We start from the raw sequence: 19,667 nt of genomic DNA on the forward strand, positions 1-19,667 counted from the left end.
TTGCTTGAGTAAAACACGATTGGATATTTAGGACGAGTGCTGCTGGATTGCGGTTACAAAGAGCAGTAAAAAATCTGATAGAAGAGGGTAGGGTAGTTACCTGTTGCATTCATTTCAAGGGCAGTAGCCACGGTTTCTTATTTGATTTTTTTATAAAAGAGAACGCAATAAACAACCAACCCCGTGCATCGCCGATAACATAGCATTGGGTAAAAGGGTTTGATTTAAATTTTCTTTTTTGATAATATACCTGTATTTTCCATAGTACGATGATCAGCTGCAATTCCAAGATCTCGTTTGCCTGCACCCACTGAAAGCGCTTACCCAACAATCTGTTGCTAGGAAAACTTTCGTTTCATCATTTTTTTTAAACAAAAATTTTGGCGCACATGAGAAAACTTGCAATTGCTGCAAGCGCAGCTTCTATTTTCCTGGTCAATTGTACCAAGTCCGATCTGCAAACCCAAACCGGCGTAGAAGAAACGGCCTCCTCAACGGCGGCTTCGGGTAAAATGCTAGCTGCTACAAAAGATTACATCGTCATCACCAAGCAGGCCAGCGTGCCCGATGCGTTGCTGGCAAAGATCGGGGCACACGGCACCGTAAAAAAGGCAATGGGCGAACTGGGCCTGGTGATGGTTTCGTCGTCCGATCTTGATTTTGAAGCAAAAGTGGAAAAGCTACCGGAGGTGCACAACGCCGTTCCGGATATCCGGCTCAACTGGCTCAATTCAACGGTGCAAATGGATAAAGTAATCGAAATGACGGAAGCTGATGCACCAACCGAAGCACTGGAAACCAGTGCCACATTGGGCTTATCGGGAACCAACCCATTTGTGCCCGCACAGTGGAGTTTATTGTCAGTAGATGCAAAAGGGGCATTTCAGGCGGGATACAAAGGTTCCGGTGCAGTGGTGGCCGTTCTTGATGGCGGATTTCACCTGCAGCACCTGGATATTAAAGACAACATTATTGAGGCCGTGTCATTTGTTCCGGGGCAGGCTGCGCAAATGGCAAACCCCAATGCGTTCAGTCATGGCACACACGTGGCCGGCATTATTGCTGCATCCGATAATAATATTGGTACCGTAGGTATTGCACCATCTGCCAAACTGCACCTGGTAAAAGTATTGGGCGACAACGGCAGTGGCGCATGGAGCTGGATCATCAATGGTGTTTATCACGCTGCTAATAAAGGAGTTGATATCATTAACATGAGCCTGGGCGGCGCCGTTCCGCGCAACGGTAAGTTTATCGACGACGGCGGCACTCCCAATGATCCTTCCGACGATGTGGTGATCAATGAAGCGCGGGAAGTTCAGGACCTGATCATTGCCATGAATAGGTCGTTCCAATATGCACGCAAAAAAGGTGCACTTACCATTGTAGCTGCAGGTAATGATGCCATGTACGTAACGGGCCAAGGGCAGGGCACATTTTATCCTGCCAACTGCACCGATGTAGTGACCATTTCATCAAACGCACCACAGGACTGGGTATTGAACCTGAATGCACCATTAACCATTCCATCAAGCTTCACCAACTTTGGCGCCAGCCTGATTGACCTGGCCGGACCTGGTGGTGATTTCGATGGCAGCCTCACGCCGGTTTCCTTTATTGGCACCCGTCCTTCATACGTTTACGACATGGTGCTGAGCCCGGCCGCTGGCACTACGAGCTATAGCTGGGCAGCCGGCACCAGTATGGCTTGCCCTGCAGCTTCGGGTGTGGCGGCACTTATTGTTGGTAAATATGGCGGCAATATTTCGCCGGCCGAGCTGGAAACCAAGTTAAAGAACGCTGCTGCTACTGTGTCGTACCCCAATGCCAATCAGTATTTTGGCCGCGGACATGTAAACGCAGCCAATGCGGTAAAACAATAAAATGTTTTGATCTTCATTTTGCAAAAGCCCTTCCTGCAGGAAGGGCTTTTTTGTTCATTCGCTCCTGATTTTACACTCACTATTTTCCCGCTAACCGCCACTGGCTGGGCTTTTCATTGCCCAAAGGCTAAATTCTTTACATTTTATAAACACCTGATCTCAATAAATAAGGCCAATTTTGCCGCATCCTACCCTTTGCGGAACAACCTCTTCCGGCAATACTCCTGAACTTTTATAAACGTGTTCGCCTTGAAAAACCAAGGTTATTCGGTACGTGTGGAAGCTGAAGTAGTGGAAAGCATAACCAAGGTTGACCACTATAATCCCCTTTGTAACAGAAGGGGATTTTTTGTTGCAAAATGAAATGCAGTTGACCTGCTTCGTTTTTCTTTCATGCCGCGTTAAGGGGAAACATGTAGAAAGTACACTTATCAATCGTAAACTTACTAAGTACTAATACTAAGTTGTTGGTTTTCAGTTTAAATATGCAAAATGCTAATCTATGTTTTCACCCATTTCAACCCCATTAATCCCCTTTTAACCGAAAGCAAAAGGCATAGCATAAAAAGTCGGTCTAAATTTGTGTTAACAAACAAGATAAAAAATCCTGGAAAAACATAAACAATCCAATCCTTTAAAAAACCAATACCAACTGTCCGTATCGTTAAGCCCGTTTTTGTTCGTGTATCCTAATGAAAACTAAAAGACGCCAATATCCTAAAACCAGTCCTAAACCGTCCACGCGTCTTACAAGATTATCCCCTCCAGCCAGAGGGGATTTTATTTGGCTAAATTTTTTCTAATGGATGAGCTTAGTTTGCCATTACTTAAATAATTTGCGAACAGTTTTCATAGGGTACGGATTAAAAACGGCCTAAGGTTTTTACCTGGGCCTCTTTTTTTACCGCTCATATTAAAAAACGGCAGGGCTTGGCCCATATCAAATTATTTACATAATTTACCTCCGGTTTTAAAGTTTTGGGATAGTACACAGGAGCCCGGATAACCCTCCGGCCCCTATCAACCCCCCAAAAGCAGGACGCCCTTAATCACCCATAGCATGCTATCGGTGCCGCACATACGCCACCCTTATTTTTGCGCCTGCTTTTTTGTGTACCGTTCCGGATTGTATCAATTGATTAGCACAAGGAAACTTCAAATAAATGCACACAGGTAAGAAAGTGATCTATTGGGCCGACGACGATTTTGAAGACCTCGACCTTTTCCAGGAAGTGCTGGCTGAGCTGGCTCCCGAACTGGAGTTGCGGCAATTTGCCAACGGCAAGCTGTTGCTCGACCAACTACATACCGAAGGGCCCGGTCACTACCCGGCCCTAATTGTGCTCGACATCAACATGCCAGTACTTGATGGCCGCGAAACGCTGGCGTTGCTGAAAAAAGAAGAGAAATTTGCCACCATTCCCATTGTTGTGTTCACCACATCCAACAGCGAGCTGGACAAACACTTTTTTGAATGGATGCACACCGAAATGCTGACGAAGCCATTTACCTACAATGCGCTAAAAAATACGCTGCAGAAAATATTGGGCTACGTGAAAAATGATTGAGTTCCGGGCTTTTTTTAGCCCAAGCGCAAAAATTTTTCATAGGATAATTTTTTACTATGAAAAACCGCCTATCTTTACCACGGTTTTTCATAGGATATTGGATTTTACACGGGGCGAGATTTCCATCTCTGCCCTTTTTTATTGCCCGTTATGTATGATACATCTGAAAAGTAGCGCCTTGCGTAGTTTTACAAATTTTTGCGGAATTACACGGCCACCAATAATGCGCATTACTGCGGCGCGGTGTGTTGGCCCGGCGGCTTACATTTGTTACAGAAGTTGATTGATCTAAACATCAATCTTTATCCATTATCCGGAAAAACTAATTGCTTATCCTACATATCCTGTTGTACAGGCGTTTTCAAAATCCAATATCAGTCAACTTCTTTCTTTTTCTTTTTATAGGCTTCGTTTTATCATCCAATCCATTGTTCCATTTGCCGGTTGCCGTTGCAACGCACATCCTGCCAAGCCGTTTATTCGCTGGTATTGATTTGCGCTTTTGGGGCAACCGGCACCATGGAAGGCTCGGCCGCCCCGGGAATTAGCCGCTGTGCCGGCGCATAATCAAAATGGCGCTTCAGTTTTAAAAATTTCAATTCAACAAGGTAATAAGAGGCGGTAGCCACCAACAGCAGCAGCACTGTATTTTCGGCAATGCTCAGCAGGCCCAGGTACTGGCCCGTAAGCCAATCGGGCAGCAGGGGATGCAGGTAAGGCTGCACCAGCTGCGGCTGCACTACCTGCGATACCAGCAGGTGGTATAGGTACAGGCCGTAGCTGATTTTGCCCAAATAGATAAGTGTTTTGTTGTTCCAAATAAATGCGGCCCAAACTTTTTCGCGGCGGGTAACAGCGTACGTAATGGGCCACAGCGCCATCAGCGAATGGGCGGTACGCAAGGGCAGCAGCGGCAGGGATAAATACAGGTTGCACAAGGCACCAACAATACCCGCTACGCCTGCCACCACCGTTGCCTTATAAAAAAGCTGCAGGTGTTGTGGCTTGTATTGCACTACCCAGGCCAGTAGTGCGCCCAGCCCAAAAGCATCAAATGCGGTAAAGGGTAAAATGGAATGCAGCGGCACATCCAGCAGCAGGTATTGGGTGCACATTCCAACGGCTATAAATGCAACGATGCAATGGAGCAGCCAGCGCTGCGGCGCCAGCAGCATTACCCAGGGCCACAGCAGGTAAAACTGCTCTTCCACCGCCAGGCTCCACAGGTGCGAAATAGCACCATCCCAGGTGCCCCGGTCGAAAAAATAAAAATTGGAAGTGTAGCTAACCAGGTAGGGAAATGCAGTTTTAAGGTCGCTGTTTACCTGTTGGTGAAAAATAGCAAGTAACAGGAGTGCGCCATAATAAATAGGAAAAATGCGCAGGGCACGGCGCCAGTAAAAGTTTATGGCAATGGTGCCTGTGTGTGCTTTGCTTTTTTGCCGCAACAAAATAGCCGTGATCAAAAAACCGCTCAGCACAAAGAATACATCCACCCCCAATGGCCCGGTGGGATAGATTTGAAACACGCTATCCTTGGGAAACCAATGGTGAATAATGACCAGTAAAACGGCGATGGCGCGGATGGTATCTAATTGCCTGATGTATTGCATGTGCCGGTACGTGGGCTTAAAAATAAGGGAATTGGCGCAGCAAGGATAATGGCTCTGCATTTGCGTTTTGGCGCAGCCCTCCGTGCCACTATTTCTTCATTCCGATCTTTGCTTATTTTGTTGTTCAAAACTGCTTATGAAACAATTCGTATCCCTACTTATTGCGCTTATCTGTTCGCTTACACTACTGGCACAGGATTATGCAAAAGGCGCTAAAGTTGAAATTCTTTGGAGCGGCTCCTGGTACAAAGGCTTTATTAAAGAAGTAAAAGGCGACAGTTACAAAATTTCCTACGATGGCTGGACTTCCAGTTGGGACGAGTGGGTAGGCAAAGACCGCCTGCGTTTCCCGGGAACAGCAGCTGCATCCAAACAGGCAAAACAAGCCGCGGCAGCGGCCATGTCTGTGGTGCAAAAAGAAAGTGTGCCCGGCGTTGCAGGTGCCAACCCTATGGCCGGCCGCTGGGAGGCAACCGTCACCAATGGCTACAAGGGCGATAAACTTTTTTTCACCGTGTCGGCCGATGGTAAACGCGTAACCAACGTGGTGTTTAAAGGCTATTGGAAAGATCCGACTTTAGGGCTGGCGTTGGTGGAACATTTAAATCCACCCAACCCGTTTCCGGTAACCAAAGGTGCATTTGGCGCAGTGCAGCAGGTGGAAACAGCCCGCATGTGGTGGGAGTTTACCGGTGTGTTTACCTCGCCAACTGCTGCCGAAGGATCGTACCGGGCAGCTTATGCAGGCGGCGTAAATGATACGTATAAATTGAAATGGACCGCCAAAAGGTTAGGGAAATAACAGCACTGGGTCCATTCATTTTACTGCAAAAAAATGCTTGTGTAATGGAGCAAAACCGGGTTGTACTAAATGGTGCAGCAAATAAACACGCTATGCCCTTATATTTACTACACAACTTTTTACCATGCGTATAATAGCCTTTGTTGTCCTGGCTTTTTGCCTTATTTCCTGCACTGCATCCAAAGGCCGCGATGGTGGCTGGGTGCGGCTTTTTGATGGCAGTTCGCTGGCCGGTTGGCGGGTCAACGAAAACCCGGCAACATTCAAAGTAGAGAACGGTGCCATAGTAGTGCACGGGCCGCGGGCACACCTGTTTTACGAAGGTGCCGTGATGGACCACAACTTTAAAAACTTTGAATTTAAAGCGCAGGTAATGACCACGCCGGGCTCCAACTCGGGCATCTTTTTTCATACCGCGTTCCAGCCCAGCGGTTGGCCCGACAAAGGCTACGAGGTGCAGGTAAATAATTCGCAGTCGGACTGGCGCCGCACCGGTAGCTTGTATGCCGTGCAAGATGTGCGTGAAGTGTATGTAAAAGACAACGAATGGTACACCGAGTACATTAAAGTGGAAGGCAAAAGAGTGACCATTAAGATCAACGACCGCACCGTGGTAGATTACACCGAGCCGGACGGCATTGAAAAAGAAGAGGGCAGGGCCCAAAAGCGCCTCAGCTCCGGCACTTTTGCGCTGCAGGGCCACGATCCGGATAGCAAAGTTTATTTTAAAGACATCATGGTGCGGCCGCTGCCTTAATGTTTGTTTGCATTGCTTGTTTCATTGCAAATTGATGGTAATGGACAAACGTAAATGGATGTTTTACTGCAATGATTTTTTCAATAGACTTTCATTCAATTTGTCAATAAATTTTTACAGCGCACCTCAATAAAAAAGCCGGGAAGCACATTGCTTACCGGCTTTTTTTATTGCTATTATTCGAGATGATTTAAGCTGGTTGTTGTCCAAACTTTTTCATCAGTGCCACATGCGATTTTACAGCCTGCGCTACCGATGGAAATGAATGATAAGGCAAGCCAAATTTTTGGCAATGCTCCTGCACAATAGCGCTCAACGCAGGGTAGTGGATGTGTGCAATGCGTGGAAAAAGATGGTGCTCGATCTGGTAATTGAGCCCGCCCACAAACCAGGAAAGTATCTTGTTGCGCGGCGAAAAATTAGCGGTGGTTTTGATCTGGTGCACCGCCCATTCCGTTTCAATTACTTTGTCTTCAACACCTACGGCTTCAAACTCCGGGCCTTCCACTGCATGTGCCAGTTGAAATACATACGACAGCATGATACCTGCAGTGAGGTACGCAATGGTAATGCCGAGCAGCCATGGCAGAAAGCCTACCATGTAAATAGGCAGCGCCACGTAAAACAAAACGTATAACAGTTTGCTGCCCCAAAAAATAAGGTGTTCGCGGCCGTTCATGGGCTGCAGCAGCGTGTTGTGTATGCGCCGGGTAAAATACTTTTTAAAATCGCGGAACCAAACCCACATAAACAGTGTAAGCGAATAAGCCGCAGTGAGGTAAATATGCTGGTAGCGATGAATGGGCATCCAGTCTTGCGTGGGGCTTTGGCGCAGCAGTTTGCTTTGTGCAATATCATCATCGGCACCTGCTATGTTAGTATAGGTGTGGTGCAGGATGTTGTGTTTTTGTTTCCAAAAAAATGCGGTGCCGCCCAATGCATTTAAGGTTAAGCCCAGTGTTTCGTTTACCCATTTTTTACTGGAAAAACTTCCGTGGCAGGCATCGTGCATTACGTTGAAACCAATGCTGGAAATGATCAAACCAAGCAACACACACAGCACAATGCTAACAGCTGCCGGCAGCAGGCCACTCAATAGCAGCACATAGATGGCCAGCGCTGCGGGGATCAGTACAATGGTTTTTAGATACAACCGGAAATTGCCTGTTTTGCGCAACCCTTGCGTTTTAAAATAATCATCAACCGCTTTCTTAAGCGATTGGAAAAACAGGTTGTTCGAATTGTTGAATTTTACTTTAGCCACGAAAAAATAGTTTGCAGTCCGGATACGGACGATTTAATCAAAGATACCCGTTATGTACCGGGCAGTGCTGTTAAAGTGTATGGCAGCAATGCATAAGCGCACTGTTGCATGGTGCTAATTTAATGATTCATTTATTGCCACGAGCTGCGTCCGGGTAGATAAGGAAGGCTGGCCACGCTGATGATTTTGCCGCTGAATAGGGAGCCATGCAGGCCTTCAATGGCTTTGAGTGCTTCTTTCTCGATGGGCATATCAATAACGGCCCGGCCCTTGGTGCGGTTGGTAAATTTGTCCCGCTCCATGGTGATGGTTTCTATTTCGCCAAAGGGCGTAAACAGCCGTTGCAGGTCAGCCTCAATCAGGTTGAGGTTCAGGTTGGAAATTTGAATATGCATAAAAGCGATTAAGAATTGTTACGGCAAAAGCATAGCGGGAATGTGTTGCAAGGTGGTGCCGCACCGTTCTGAAGTATGCTGTGAAATAGCACATTAAAGGTAGGCCTAATTAATCCAAACGGGTTTAAAACTTACCCCGCGGCCTATTTTAACCATTGTGCAGCTATAATTGCCGTACCTTCGCCCTTTATTTGAGTTCGCCGCATCCGAGTTGGAACGCTCTTCCCACCTTGTTTTCCTGTTCACTTGCACTCCCTCAAATCACCGGCCGTATAATTACACTATTATGAATATACATGTTTCAAACTTTGGTACGCAGCTTCAGGACGAGGATCTGAAAAACCTGTTTACGCCTTTTGGTGAAGTAACTTCTGCACAGGTGGCCATTGATGGTTTTACCGATCAATCGAGAGGCTTTGGTTATGTGGAAATGCCCGACGATGAGCAGGCACGTGCAGCCATTGCAGCACTGAATCAAACACAGGTTAATGGCGCTACCATTGCCCTGCGCGAAGTGGCCCCACGTGAAGTGCACAAGGGTTCTTACAAAGTAGGCACCGGCCCCGTAAATCCATTTATTTACCGCAAGCGGTAATTGGTGGTTTGATGGTTTGTTGATGCATTAATACACTGCATGGAACACGGAATGGTATATTTTCATGATCGGGCCAGGCAGGTATTTTTTGCCCTGTTTGAGCAGTATCAACATGCTGTTGCCAGCATTGACCGGCAGGGCGATGAAAATGTTTACCAGCAGGTGCTGGCCATGTATCTTGCACAGTTGCAACAAAACCTGCAGGGAGTGGCGCAGGAAATGATCAGCCAGTCAGGCAATAAAATGACGGGCACATCTGCAACCGAATTTCATCATGCTCTAGGCAATGCCATACGGGAATATGTAAACGAATTTGTGCAGAAGGCAAATGCCCGCTAACATAGCTAAAATAAAATAACGGAGTGGGATACAGCATCAACATTAATTGAACGTGCTGCATCTTGCTCCGTTATGTATTGCCCATGGGGCAAATAGGCTGCTAAGGCGCTTATGCGTTGGGTGGTGTGTCGCTGAGGTTGCCGTTCTCGTCCACATAAGCTAGCATTTCGGTCAGGGGCTTGCCCTTCTCTGCGTTTGCTTTACGCTGCTCCATTTTTTCACGCTTGTCTTCGCGCTGCTTTTGCCGTTTTTTTTCTTTTGCTCTTTTTTCGAATGTTTCTTTTGATTTTGCCATACTTATACTATTTGGTAAAAAATAAAAGTGCCCTGGAATACTGGTCCCAAAACACTTTTGCTTATTTGAACTGCCGCAGGCAGTTGTAAAAAATAATGGGACTACACGGTGCAGTTAGCCAGTTGCATTACCATTTGCTTTTGCTATATCCGCCGCCAAATACACCGTTGCCGGGTGCAGGTCTTTCTTCGCGGCGCCTGGCTTCCATCAACTTGATCGAGCGGCCATCAACCATTGAATTATCCAGTGCGGCAATTGCTTTTTTTGCCGCTTCATCTTCCATTTCAACAAAGCCAAATCCCCTCGATTTACCGGTAAATTTATCGCTAATTACCGTTGCAGCTGTAACTACGCCATAGGGTGCAAAAATACCCTTTAGATCCGCTGCCTGAACATTATAGCTCAGATTCGACACGTAAATGTTCATGTTGAATGGTTAGAGGTAAATAATTTGAGAAGGCAGTGCGTAAAGGACTAACTATTGTGCGTTGTCTGCAGGATAATTAACGGTTACCAGTGCAAGGCTCAAGATGACGGCGTAAAGGTATGCCTTATTTAAGGCATTATTGTAAACTTAATCTTAAAGGGCGCAATCGGTGGTGCGGCACCTATTGTAGGCTGTTGTGCCAGCTGCCGCTCCTCACATGCGCTGCTGGTGCATAGCAATAAAATGTTATTTTGTAAAAAGCTGCGGCTGATGCCCGCAAATGCTTACTGCTTATGTGTTCTACCCGAACGTTCCCGAAGATTGCTGCCTTTTTGATTGTGTTTGTGTTCTGTTTGCTGCAAGTTGTTCGGGCACAAACCGGCAACTGCCAGGCCACCATCAATATTGCGGTGCAACCGCAAACCCTATGCAGCCCCAATACGCCCACTATTGTTGCCACGGTTGCCAATGCCGGACGCAACCCCACTTACCGCTGGAGAAAGAACGGAACCCCAGTAGGTAATAGCAGTGCGACATTTACTGGTGCACTGGCCATCGGCGATGCCGTTGTTTGTGAGCTATTTCCCGATGGATGTTCTATAAATACGGTTGTGGTCAGCAATACGTTTCGCCTGGAGGCGGTCAACCTCATTGAACCCGAAGTAACCATTGAAGCCAACGCTACCAATATTTGTGCAGGCCAACGGGTAACGTTTACGGCCACCAACCGCAGTGGCAATACCAACGTGGTGTATTTGTGGATGCTCAATGGCAATCCCGTACCGGGCAGCAATGCACCTGAATTCAGCACCGATCCAGCTACCGAATCGTTTGAAGTGCAATGCCTGATGACGGTGCCGCAATGTACTTCGCCCAGCGGAGGCAGCACCAAAGATCTTTCCAATACCATTAGCATCAACGTGGGGCGGGTGCAGCAGCCAACGCTGACCATTACTACCAACGCGCAGCAAGTGTGCAAAGGCGCTGCCGTCGCATTTACCGCTAAGGCTACTGGTGCCGGCGCCGATCCTAAATACCTGTGGCAGGTAAACGGCGTGATCATGCAAACCGGCGGAGCCAGTTTTACCACCACCGCACTCAACGATGGCGATAAAGTACAATGCCAGTTGGAGGCTGGTGTACCGGGCAGTTGCGGGCAGGCTACGCCTGTTGTTTCCAACGAGTTGGCGATGCAGGTAACGGTTGCACAAACGCCAACTATTGCAATCACTGCCAGCCAAACAGACATTTGTTTTGGCACTGCTGTGCAAATGAATGCCATTACCACAAACGCCGGTAGCAACCCGCAATATCAATGGCTGGTAAATGGACAGCCCATAGCCGCCAGCGGGCCTCAGGTAAACACCACTGCTTTTAACGATGGCGATGTAGTGCAATGCATGCTTACTGCTGCAAACGGCTGCAGCAATACACCCGTTGCATCCAATTCGGTTGCCATGCAGGTGCGGTACCCGCCCACCATTACCGTACCGGACGATACCATCGTCATCAAAGCAGGTGAGCAGGCGCAACTAAAAGCGGCTATTACCGGTGTGCCGCATGTGTACCAATGGTCGCCACAAGCCAGTCTTATTTTCGATCAAACGCTGGAACCGCTTACACAACCGCTGGAAACTTCAGTTGCTTTTACGTTGCAGGCAACTGGCACCAACGGTTGTATAGCCAGCAGTAAAATATGGGTGTTGGTGCGGAGCAAACTCCTATTGCCCAATGCATTTACGCCCAACGGCGATGGCATCAACGATGTATTTCGCATTCCTTTAGGCGTGGAGTTGGACCTGGAAAGTTTGTCGGTTTTTGACCGGTGGGGCAATGCTGTTTTTTTTACAAAAAATGCAACTGAAGGCTGGGATGGCACTTTCCACAACAAAACGGTACCAACGGGCATGTATGTGTACTTGCTGCAGGGAAAAACTGAAGGAGCGCCGGTGCAGCTGAAAGGCACAGTGATGCTTACCCGGTGATTGCGCTTTTTTTTACGTTATGCCTGTTCACCGCTTTTGGGCCACTGAAAATACAGGTCGTAATGTTTGCTGCAACCGGGATTAAAAGGCGCTGCGCAATGAGGACAAGTATGGTTGCTGTGCATGTATTGGTTGATGGTTAGCTCGGTGCCGCACATGCCGCACAATATTGCTTTGGTGTCCCACTCTGGTTGCGGCCACACTTGTGCTTTGTGGTCCGCAGCCGCTTGGTGGCAGGAGTAACAGGGATAATAAGTGCCGCAGCATTTGAATTTAATGGCAATTATATCCAGCGCCGAGTGGTAATGCACACAACGGGTATGCGCATCCACTACTTCGCCCTTTACCTCGATCACTTCTTTTTGCTGCTGCATGACCCAAACATTTTGCACCTGCAAATAGCATAAATGTTTTTACAAAACCACTATTAACCGGTGATAAGTGCAACAAAAATCCGGAGCCATTATTGCAGGAACATAAATCAGGACAAATAAAAAACGTTATGAATCAGGAGCAACAAACAACAGGCGCCAACGGTAAAATACAGCCCGCCGAAACCGGCAATGCCAGCAATCCGTCGCCGCAGCACAATGAGCTGGAACCCGCCAACAACAACCAGTTGCTGGATGAGCGTGCCGAAAAATACCTGCGCGAAGTGGCCAGCCCCGAAGATTACCCCGATGCCGAAGACCAGCAGGAGGCAGATAAAATCATTGAAGAAAACAAACCGGGCGACAGCGGCAAGCCGCTTGATCAATAATTTGTTTTGCAGTTTGGTAAATGAGCAATGCAATTGAACAGCGGCTCTTTTTTTACAAGCATAAAAAATGCCCCGGATGTATCAGTGTCCGGGGCATTTTATTAAATCTTTCCGGGGCATTTTATTAAATCTTATTGAGCGATGCGGAGTTGATGCAGAAGCGTAATCCCGTGGGTGCCGGCCCGTCGGGGAACACGTGACCCAAATGTGCTTCGCAAACATTACAGAGCACCTCCACGCGGCGCATGCCATAGCTTGTATCCATTTTATAGCGGATCACGTCATCAGCCACCGGCTCGGTAAACGAAGGCCAGCCCGTGCCGGAATCAAACTTCAGCGAGGAGTCGAACAGCTCGGTGCCGCAGCACACACAGGCATAACGGCCAGGTGTATGCGCTTCGCAATATTCGCCGCTAAATGGCGCTTCTGTGCCGTGCTGGCGGGTAACGCGGTATTGCTCCGGCGTTAGCTGGGCCTTCCATTCCGCATCGGTTTTATGCACCTGTTTGCCGGGTGCTTTATTGCTTTTGGTATAGTCTAAAACGTCGTTCCAATTCATACACTAATTTTTAAAAAAAAATTTGTCAGGCAAATGGCAAAACACAAGGTGCAAAAATAGCAAAGCGTTGCGCTGCACATCCTGTTGGGCGCTTGTTAAAATATCCTGACCAGCAGCGAATACATGCCCCAGATAATAAGGCCGATAATGACGAACAGCAGGATGAGCACCGGCACGATCACTTTCCATGCACCGCCGCGGTGGCGGCCCTGCGCATAATATTGCTCCATCAGGCGCATGTTGCGCAAATTGGCTTTGAACACAAAATCAAACAGGTCGCCGATCAGCGGGATGGCTCCAATGAGGGCATCGACCAGCACGTTCAGCACCATCCGCGACAGCACATAGCCGCTGGCGCCGTTGTTGGCCATAATCCAGATCATATACCCCGACACGGCAAAAGTGGAGAGGTCGCCGGCGCCGGGTATCAATCCCAAAATGCCATCCAGCCCAAACCGGAAATTGGTTCCCGGAATCCTGAACTGTGCATCCATCAACTTGGCCAGCCGCTGCACATGTTGCAGCCCTTTGTTTTGGGGTAATGCAGGTGTCATGCCCATGTGTTTGCAAACATCGTGCAACGGGCGGAGACAGAGACAATAGACAATAGACATCAGACATCAGACTTCAGACATCGGCCATCAAACATCATTCTTCGGTCTTCCGTCATCCGACTTCCGACTTTCCTCCACCGGTAGTGTAACCGTAAACGTGGCGCCTTCGCCGGCCTTGCCGGCTGCGCGGATGCTGCCGCCGTGGCGTGCGGCAATTTTGCGGCAAAGCGCCAGGCCCAGGCCCGTGCCTTCAAACTTTTCGCGGGCATTGAGGCGGGTAAATGTTTTAAAGATTTTCTCGGCGTGCTCCTGGTTAAAACCAATACCGTTATCCGAAACCGAAATGGCCGCCATGCCTGCACCGGCATCTGAAGCATGAACGCGGATTTGCGGCTTTTGGCCTGGTTGTGCAAACTTCAGCGAGTTGTTGAGCAGGTTGTAAAAAAGCTGGTACAGCAAACTGGGCTGCCCTTTGATCACCGGCATCGGCTCCACATGTATCTGTGCTTCTTTTTCCTGGATGGTGAGTTCAAGATCGGCAATGATCTGGTCCAGCACCTGGGCTAGGGGCACCGGCGTGGGTTTTAGCTCGGCAGCGTCCAGTTGCGAGTATTCCAGCACGCCATCGATCATGCTGTAAATACGTTCGGTGGCTTCGTCTATTTTGGTTAAAAAATGCTGCGCCCTTGGCGGCATGTCTGTGCCCAGTTCATCCTGCAGGCGGCTGGCAAATGTCTTTATTTTCCGCACGGGTTCTTTTAAGTCGTGGCTGGCCACATGCGCAAACTGCTGCAGGTCTTCGTTGGATCGCTGCAGTTCGGAGGCTTGTTGCTGCAGCGTTTTGTTTACCCGGCGTAGCTCCTGTGTGCGGGCAGCTACCTGCTCTTCCAAGAGTGCCGAAACGTCTTTAAAATGCTGGATTTCGTTGGCAGCGCCAATCCATGAAATCACTTCGCCCTCCTGGTTCAGCAGCGGCTGCGTTTTGGAACCAAACCAGCGGTAGCTGCCATCGCTGGCCCGCAGGCGGTATTCAATTTCCAGCGGTTCTTTGTTGGCCTTGGATACGGCCCATTTATCCATCATCTCCTGCCGGTCGTCGGGGTGCACACAATGGATATATCCCTCGCGGGCATCTTCCTTTTGCTGCCCGGTATATTGGGTCCACTGGTCACTGATGTAATCGATCAGGCCATCGTTTCTTGATATCCAGGTAATCTGCGGAATGGTGTTGGTCAGAAGCCTGAACCGTTCTTCGCTCAGTTGCAGCCCCAGCGCCACTTTCTTTTCTTCGGTAATATCCCGCACCTCGATTACCGTGCCCATGGGCTTGCCGCCAACAATGATGGGGCTGGCTGTAAAAGCAACCGGGTAAAAATGCCCTGCCCTATGGCGGAACATTTCTTCGCCCCTGGTGCGGCGACCCTGCACTAAGGCCTGGTCTATCGGGCTTTCTTCAATGGGATAGGGGCGGCCATCGGCGTAGGTGGGGTTTACAACATTGTGCAGCGACCGGCCCTGCAGATCTTCCAGCCGGTAGCCCGTCATTTTTTCGGCCTGCTCGTTTATGTAAATACACTGGTGTTGTTCGTTCATCAGAAACAGGGCAAATGACGTGTTGCCGGTAACGGTTTCCAATAGCTGCTTTTGATACAACAGCGCCTGCTGGTTTTCCTTGAACGTGGTAATATCTTTTATGGTGCCGATGATGCGGGTAGGCCTGCCCGATCCGTTGTGTACTGCTTTGCCGGCCATGCGCACCCAGCGCAGCTGCCCCGATTTGACGCGGCGGTGCCTTGCCTCGTAAGTAAACGTGTCTTTTTGGCCTTCCAGCACCGGCCGCACCTGCGCCAGTGCCTGCTCCACATCGTCTTCGTGGGTGAGGCCCCGGGTTTTTTCAAAAAACCAGGGTTCATCCGGGTCCAGTTCCAGCAGGGCTCGGGTGCTGGCCGAAAGTTCCACCTCGTTGGTCAGTGTGTTCCACTCCCAGGTGCCCATATTGTTGGCTTCAATGGCAATACGCCAGCGCAATTCGGCTTCAGCCACCTGTTGCTGGTGGCTGCGTTGGCTGGTCACATCTACACTGATGCCAAAGATGGTTTCGGGGTTTCCGGCTGCATCACGGTAGCCCCTGATTTTTGAAAAGATCCACCTTATTTTACCAGACGGTTGCACGATGCGGTATTCCAACTCTACGTCATCGATCGATTGAAACAAGGGTGCCGCCTGTTCCGCCACAAATTCCCGGTCATCGGGATGTACCATAGCAGTCCACTCAGGAGTGGTGCCGCCAAAACTGCCTTCGGCAAGCCCGTGCATGGCTTCCAGTTCTTTCGACCAAACCAGTTGCCCTGTTTTTGCATTGCCCTGCCAGGTGCCAATTTGAGCGGCACTGAGGGCCATGCCCAGTTGCGTTTGCGACATCAACAACTGCAGGTCGCGTTCCCTGATTTCTTCAGCAGCTTTTTTCTGGTCGTCAATATCGGTAAGGGTGCCAAACCATTTCAACACGCGGCCATCAGCGCCGCGGTAGGGGAAAGCCCGGTTGAGGTGCCACCGGTATTGGCCGTCATTTTTTCGTGCCCGGTGCTCCGACTGAAACGCGTTGCCGTTGGCCATTGCTTCGGTCCATGCCTGCAGGGTGGCGGGCAGGTCTTCGGGGTGCACCATATTTACCCAAACCCAACTGCCATCGGCTTGTTGCTCCACGCCCATGTACTCGTCGATGCGGCGGTTAAAAAACACCACCGTTCCATCGGCTTCTGCCATCCAAACCAGTTGGGGCATGGCGTCGGTCATTTGCTCCATCTGGTGCGATTTTGCTTCGCAGCGTTGCTGCAGTTGCACCAGCCGGGTTACTTCGTGGGCAAAAATCACCAACCCCGGCAAGGGCGGCGAGGCTTCCTGCAAGAGGGAAATGGTCAGGTCAAAAAAACGTTCGGGTGTATCGGCCGTGCCCGGCATTGGCAGCGGTGTGGATTGATAGGAGAGTGGTGCGCCAGTTTGCTGTACCTGCTGAAAAGCATTGGGCAGCAGCGTATGCCGCCAATTGGGAAACAGCTCAAAAAGCGGCTGATCTTTTATTTCAACCCAATTTTTACCCAACAGGTTACTGCCTGCGCTGTTGATAAAATCGATGCGGTAATGAGCATCCCGCACCACCACAATGGCATACGGAAGTAACCCAAAGTAGGGGTACAGTAGTTGTTGCTCCGTGGATGCGTTACCGTTGTTTTCTGTTCCTGGATCTGTGTAGCTAGGCTCGTCCGGAAACTGCATAAAGATGGGTGACCAAGCAATTGCTTTGCCTTTTAAATGTAATCATTTACCGGGCAATTGCATAGCCCGGACGGCAGCTATATTGGTTTAATTTTCCGGTGTAGTGACGGAGGCAATTCATTTATTTATTCCCTTTCGGCGGCACTTGCACCGGGGGCTTTAATTTTACTGCATGAAGTATTTTGAAGAACAGTTGCGGCACCTGGTGGCGGCTGCGTTGCAGGAAGATGTGGGCAGCGGCGACCACTCGACGTTGTGCTGCATTCCGGCCGATAAAATGGGCAGGGCTGTATTGAAAATAAAACAAGATGGCGTGCTGGCAGGCATGGCTGTAGCGGAACAGATTTTCCGTTGGCAAACGCCTAAACTGCAGTTTACAGCGCACAAAGCGGATGGCGATGACATGCAGGCCGGCGAAACCGCTTTTGAACTGGAAGCGCCTATTCATACCATTCTGCAATGCGAACGGCTGGTGCTCAACATCATGCAGCGCATGAGCGGCATTGCAACCCTTACCCGCACTTATACCGACCGGCTGAAAGCGTACAAGACCGGGCTGTTGGATACCCGCAAAACAACTCCCAATTTCCGGCTGCTGGAAAAAGAAGCAGTGCGTATTGGCGGCGGCATCAACCACCGGTTTGGCCTGTACGATATGATCATGCTGAAGGACAACCATATTGATTATGCAGGCGGGCTGGAAGAGGCCATTGGCAGGGCATACGATTACGTGGTGCGGTATCATCCGCACCTAAAAATTGAAGTGGAAACCCGCTCGCTGCAGGATGTGCAAAAAGTACTGGAAATTGGCCAGGGCAAAGTGTTCCGGCTGATGCTGGACAACTTTGAACCGGCCCAGGTAGCCGAAGCGGTGCGCCTGATTGGCGATGCATTTGAAACCGAAGCCAGCGGCGGCATCAACCTCGATAACATTGAAGCATATGCGCAAACGGGTGTTACTTATGTATCGGTAGGCGGGTTGATTCACCAGGCCAAAAGCCTGGACCTGAGTTTGAAAGCAGTGATTGTGTAAAAGGATTGACGATTTTGGATTGACGATGTACGATTGAGGAAATGCCTTCGTATTTAAACATGCCCTTTGTGCATCAAATCGTCAATCCAAAATCGTCAATCGTAAATTAAAAAGGGTGAGTAAAAAAAACAAAAGCGATAAACACGGGTTTGTGTACAGCACCGATCCCAATTTTAAGTTTGAAGCGGAAGACAGCGGCGCACCGGCCCAAACAGCAGCACCGGCACAGCAAAAGCTGCGGGTGTGGCTCGAAACCAAACAGCGCGGCGGCAAGCCCGCCACAGTGATCACCGGTTTTTCGGGGCTTGATGAGGACCTGGAGGAGCTGGGTAAAAAACTAAAAACGCATTGCGGCACCGGCGGCTCGGTGAAAGATGGTGAGGTTATCATCCAGGGCGACCAGCGTGATAAAGTATTGGCCTGGCTGCTGAAGCAAGGTTATACCGGCACTAAAAAAGCAGGCGGATGATGCCGGTGCTGGTTGGCGCCGCAGCTACCTGCGGCCTGGTGGGCATTGTAAGCTATGCGCTTTTTGCACGTGCCCACACCAAGCACGATGAAGCGGCTGAAGCCTTTTACCTGCGGGTGCATTACATCTCGCTTTTTTTGCTGTTTGCTATTGGTGTGATCATTATGTTTTATCTGGGGGAGTATTCGGATTAGGAATATTGCATTGGTGTAAAATCTTCTGTCATCGACAGCAATTACAACCAGTATGGATAATCGCTTTTTTCTAAAAAACCACCAATGGAAAATTCCGAGCAAATGGCCAATCGTTTCAGGGAAGTGATCCTGAATGGAACATGGATTGCCAATACAAATTACAGGCAAGAATTAACTGGTTTGAATTGGGAAATTGCAACAAAGCCTGTTAGCTCTTTAAATACAATAGCTGTATTGGCACAGCATATACACTACTACATCAAAGGTGTACTACAAGTGCTTAAAGGCGGAAGCCTGGACATAAGGGATCAATTTAGTTTTGATTTTCCGCCCTTTCAATCGCAGCAGGATTGGGATAATTTCCTAACCACATTCTGGAACGACGCTGATGAATTTGCTGCGCTGGTTGAACAAATGCCGGATGAAAAATTAGCGCAGGTTTTTGCGGCTGAACGATACGGTACATATCGACGCAACATCGAAGCAATGATTGAACACAGCTATTATCATCTAGGTCAGATTGTGTTGATCAAAAAGCTTTTGCTCGCCAGCAAATAATTGCGGCCGCAATTGATTAATAAAGTAAAGAATAAAGACACTATCGATCATAACTAAATGCCTGCACAGCAGTGCTATGTAATAGCCGTGTAAGACCCAATAATTCTTTATAAAGATCTTACAGCCACTTAAAGAACTTTCCCACCAAACCGCTATCTAGGTAGTGCCCTTTCAAGCGGCGTATGTCATGCCGAACTTGTTTTGGCATCCCCTTTATATTATAAAAGCTCCCAAGGTTGCAGGAGATGCCGAAACAAGTTCGGCATGACAACCCTAAGGTTTGGAAACACATCTTGATGGCTCATTGCTACCATCTTCTACAAATAACAAAGGGAATGCAC

At 49.0% G+C, this 19,667-nt stretch carries 21 protein-coding genes; 12 read left to right on the top strand and 9 right to left on the bottom strand.

The window, feature by feature from the left end:
- Positions 1-389: 389 nt before the first annotated feature.
- Positions 390-1,883 carry a S8 family peptidase gene (locus DRJ53_RS09105; RefSeq protein ID WP_114235318.1) on the top strand — a complete coding sequence of 498 codons (1,494 nt, stop codon included), beginning with the start codon at positions 390-392 and terminating at the stop codon, positions 1,881-1,883.
- 1,163 nt (positions 1,884-3,046) lie between these two features.
- Positions 3,047-3,451, top strand: coding sequence for a response regulator (locus tag DRJ53_RS09110; RefSeq protein ID WP_114235319.1), 405 nt, complete (start codon positions 3,047-3,049; stop codon positions 3,449-3,451).
- A 476-nt stretch (positions 3,452-3,927) separates the two neighbouring features.
- Here the strand turns inward: DRJ53_RS09110 and DRJ53_RS09115 are convergent, their stop codons facing one another.
- Positions 3,928-5,064, bottom strand: coding sequence for an acyltransferase family protein (locus DRJ53_RS09115; protein ID WP_162303842.1), 1,137 nt, complete (start codon positions 5,062-5,064; stop codon positions 3,928-3,930).
- Between the two features lie 136 nt (positions 5,065-5,200).
- Here DRJ53_RS09115 and DRJ53_RS21460 point away from each other — a divergent pair, with 136 nt between their 5' ends.
- Both DRJ53_RS21460 and DRJ53_RS09125 read left to right on the top strand, forming a co-directional pair.
- The gene (locus DRJ53_RS21460; RefSeq protein WP_114235321.1) at positions 5,201-5,866 is read left to right on the top strand and encodes an agenet domain-containing protein; all 666 of its coding nucleotides are present in this window, start codon (positions 5,201-5,203) and stop codon (positions 5,864-5,866) included.
- A 124-nt stretch (positions 5,867-5,990) separates the two neighbouring features.
- Positions 5,991-6,623, top strand: coding sequence for a 3-keto-disaccharide hydrolase (locus DRJ53_RS09125; protein WP_114235322.1), 633 nt, complete (start codon positions 5,991-5,993; stop codon positions 6,621-6,623).
- Positions 6,624-6,813: 190 nt separating this feature from the next.
- Here DRJ53_RS09125 and DRJ53_RS09130 read toward each other — a convergent pair whose 3' ends face one another.
- Positions 6,814-7,887, bottom strand: coding sequence for a fatty acid desaturase family protein (locus tag DRJ53_RS09130; protein WP_114235323.1), 1,074 nt, complete (start codon positions 7,885-7,887; stop codon positions 6,814-6,816).
- A 131-nt stretch (positions 7,888-8,018) separates the two neighbouring features.
- On the bottom strand, positions 8,019-8,282 hold the full coding sequence (locus DRJ53_RS09135; RefSeq protein ID WP_114235324.1) for an RNA recognition motif domain-containing protein: 264 nt from the start codon (positions 8,280-8,282) through the stop codon (positions 8,019-8,021).
- Positions 8,283-8,568: 286 nt separating this feature from the next.
- Here DRJ53_RS09135 and DRJ53_RS09140 point away from each other — a divergent pair, with 286 nt between their 5' ends.
- Both DRJ53_RS09140 and DRJ53_RS09145 read left to right on the top strand, forming a co-directional pair.
- Positions 8,569-8,877 (top strand): RNA recognition motif domain-containing protein, encoded by a 309-nt coding sequence (locus DRJ53_RS09140; RefSeq protein ID WP_114235325.1) that lies wholly within the window; start codon positions 8,569-8,571, stop codon positions 8,875-8,877.
- 39 nt (positions 8,878-8,916) lie between these two features.
- On the top strand, positions 8,917-9,216 hold the full coding sequence (locus DRJ53_RS09145) for a hypothetical protein (RefSeq protein WP_114235326.1): 300 nt from the start codon (positions 8,917-8,919) through the stop codon (positions 9,214-9,216).
- A 109-nt stretch (positions 9,217-9,325) separates the two neighbouring features.
- On the opposite strand, the gene DRJ53_RS09150 is transcribed toward DRJ53_RS09145, so the two are convergent.
- Together DRJ53_RS09150 and DRJ53_RS09155 are read right to left on the bottom strand one after the other, a co-directional pair.
- On the bottom strand, positions 9,326-9,511 hold the full coding sequence (locus tag DRJ53_RS09150; protein ID WP_114235327.1) for a hypothetical protein: 186 nt from the start codon (positions 9,509-9,511) through the stop codon (positions 9,326-9,328).
- A 127-nt stretch (positions 9,512-9,638) separates the two neighbouring features.
- Complete coding sequence (locus DRJ53_RS09155) at positions 9,639-9,938, bottom strand: RNA recognition motif domain-containing protein (protein WP_114235328.1); 300 nt, start codon at positions 9,936-9,938, stop codon at positions 9,639-9,641.
- Positions 9,939-10,231: 293 nt separating this feature from the next.
- Here DRJ53_RS09155 and DRJ53_RS09160 point away from each other — a divergent pair, with 293 nt between their 5' ends.
- Positions 10,232-11,923: a T9SS type B sorting domain-containing protein gene (locus DRJ53_RS09160; RefSeq protein ID WP_114235329.1), complete on the top strand. Its 1,692-nt coding sequence runs from the start codon at positions 10,232-10,234 to the stop codon at positions 11,921-11,923.
- Between the two features lie 17 nt (positions 11,924-11,940).
- Here DRJ53_RS09160 and DRJ53_RS09165 read toward each other — a convergent pair whose 3' ends face one another.
- Positions 11,941-12,297 (bottom strand): CHY zinc finger protein, encoded by a 357-nt coding sequence (locus DRJ53_RS09165; RefSeq protein ID WP_114235330.1) that lies wholly within the window; start codon positions 12,295-12,297, stop codon positions 11,941-11,943.
- Positions 12,298-12,425: 128 nt separating this feature from the next.
- On the opposite strand from DRJ53_RS09165, the gene DRJ53_RS09170 reads away from it, so the two are divergent.
- Entirely contained in the window at positions 12,426-12,683 is a 258-nt protein-coding gene (locus DRJ53_RS09170) for a hypothetical protein (protein ID WP_114235331.1), read from the top strand.
- 124 nt (positions 12,684-12,807) lie between these two features.
- Here DRJ53_RS09170 and msrB read toward each other — a convergent pair whose 3' ends face one another.
- The 3 genes from msrB to DRJ53_RS09185 form a co-directional block, all read right to left on the bottom strand.
- A complete protein-coding gene (msrB, locus tag DRJ53_RS09175; RefSeq protein ID WP_114235332.1) occupies positions 12,808-13,242 on the bottom strand; it encodes a peptide-methionine (R)-S-oxide reductase MsrB in 435 nt (144 codons plus the stop codon).
- Positions 13,243-13,337: 95 nt separating this feature from the next.
- Positions 13,338-13,796, bottom strand: coding sequence for a DUF4112 domain-containing protein (locus DRJ53_RS09180; protein WP_206609752.1), 459 nt, complete (start codon positions 13,794-13,796; stop codon positions 13,338-13,340).
- 87 nt (positions 13,797-13,883) lie between these two features.
- Positions 13,884-17,072, bottom strand: coding sequence for a PAS domain-containing protein (locus DRJ53_RS09185; RefSeq protein WP_114235334.1), 3,189 nt, complete (start codon positions 17,070-17,072; stop codon positions 13,884-13,886).
- 172 nt (positions 17,073-17,244) lie between these two features.
- On the opposite strand from DRJ53_RS09185, the gene nadC reads away from it, so the two are divergent.
- The 4 genes from nadC (at position 17,245) to DRJ53_RS09205 (ending at position 19,326) form a co-directional block, all read left to right on the top strand.
- A complete protein-coding gene (nadC, locus tag DRJ53_RS09190) occupies positions 17,245-18,105 on the top strand; it encodes a carboxylating nicotinate-nucleotide diphosphorylase (protein WP_114235335.1) in 861 nt (286 codons plus the stop codon).
- A gap of 115 nt (positions 18,106-18,220) precedes the next feature.
- A complete protein-coding gene (locus DRJ53_RS09195; protein ID WP_114235336.1) occupies positions 18,221-18,574 on the top strand; it encodes a translation initiation factor in 354 nt (117 codons plus the stop codon).
- The gene (locus DRJ53_RS09200; RefSeq protein WP_114235337.1) at positions 18,571-18,768 is read left to right on the top strand and encodes a hypothetical protein; all 198 of its coding nucleotides are present in this window, start codon (positions 18,571-18,573) and stop codon (positions 18,766-18,768) included. Before DRJ53_RS09195 ends, DRJ53_RS09200 begins: the two co-directional genes overlap by 4 nt.
- An 84-nt stretch (positions 18,769-18,852) precedes the next feature.
- The gene (locus DRJ53_RS09205) at positions 18,853-19,326 is read left to right on the top strand and encodes a helix-turn-helix domain-containing protein (RefSeq protein ID WP_114235338.1); all 474 of its coding nucleotides are present in this window, start codon (positions 18,853-18,855) and stop codon (positions 19,324-19,326) included.
- The last annotated feature ends 341 nt before the right edge of the window (positions 19,327-19,667 follow it).

This window comes from Paracnuella aquatica (genome assembly GCF_003332885.2).
Classification (GTDB): domain Bacteria; phylum Bacteroidota; class Bacteroidia; order Chitinophagales; family Chitinophagaceae; genus Flavisolibacter; species Flavisolibacter aquaticus.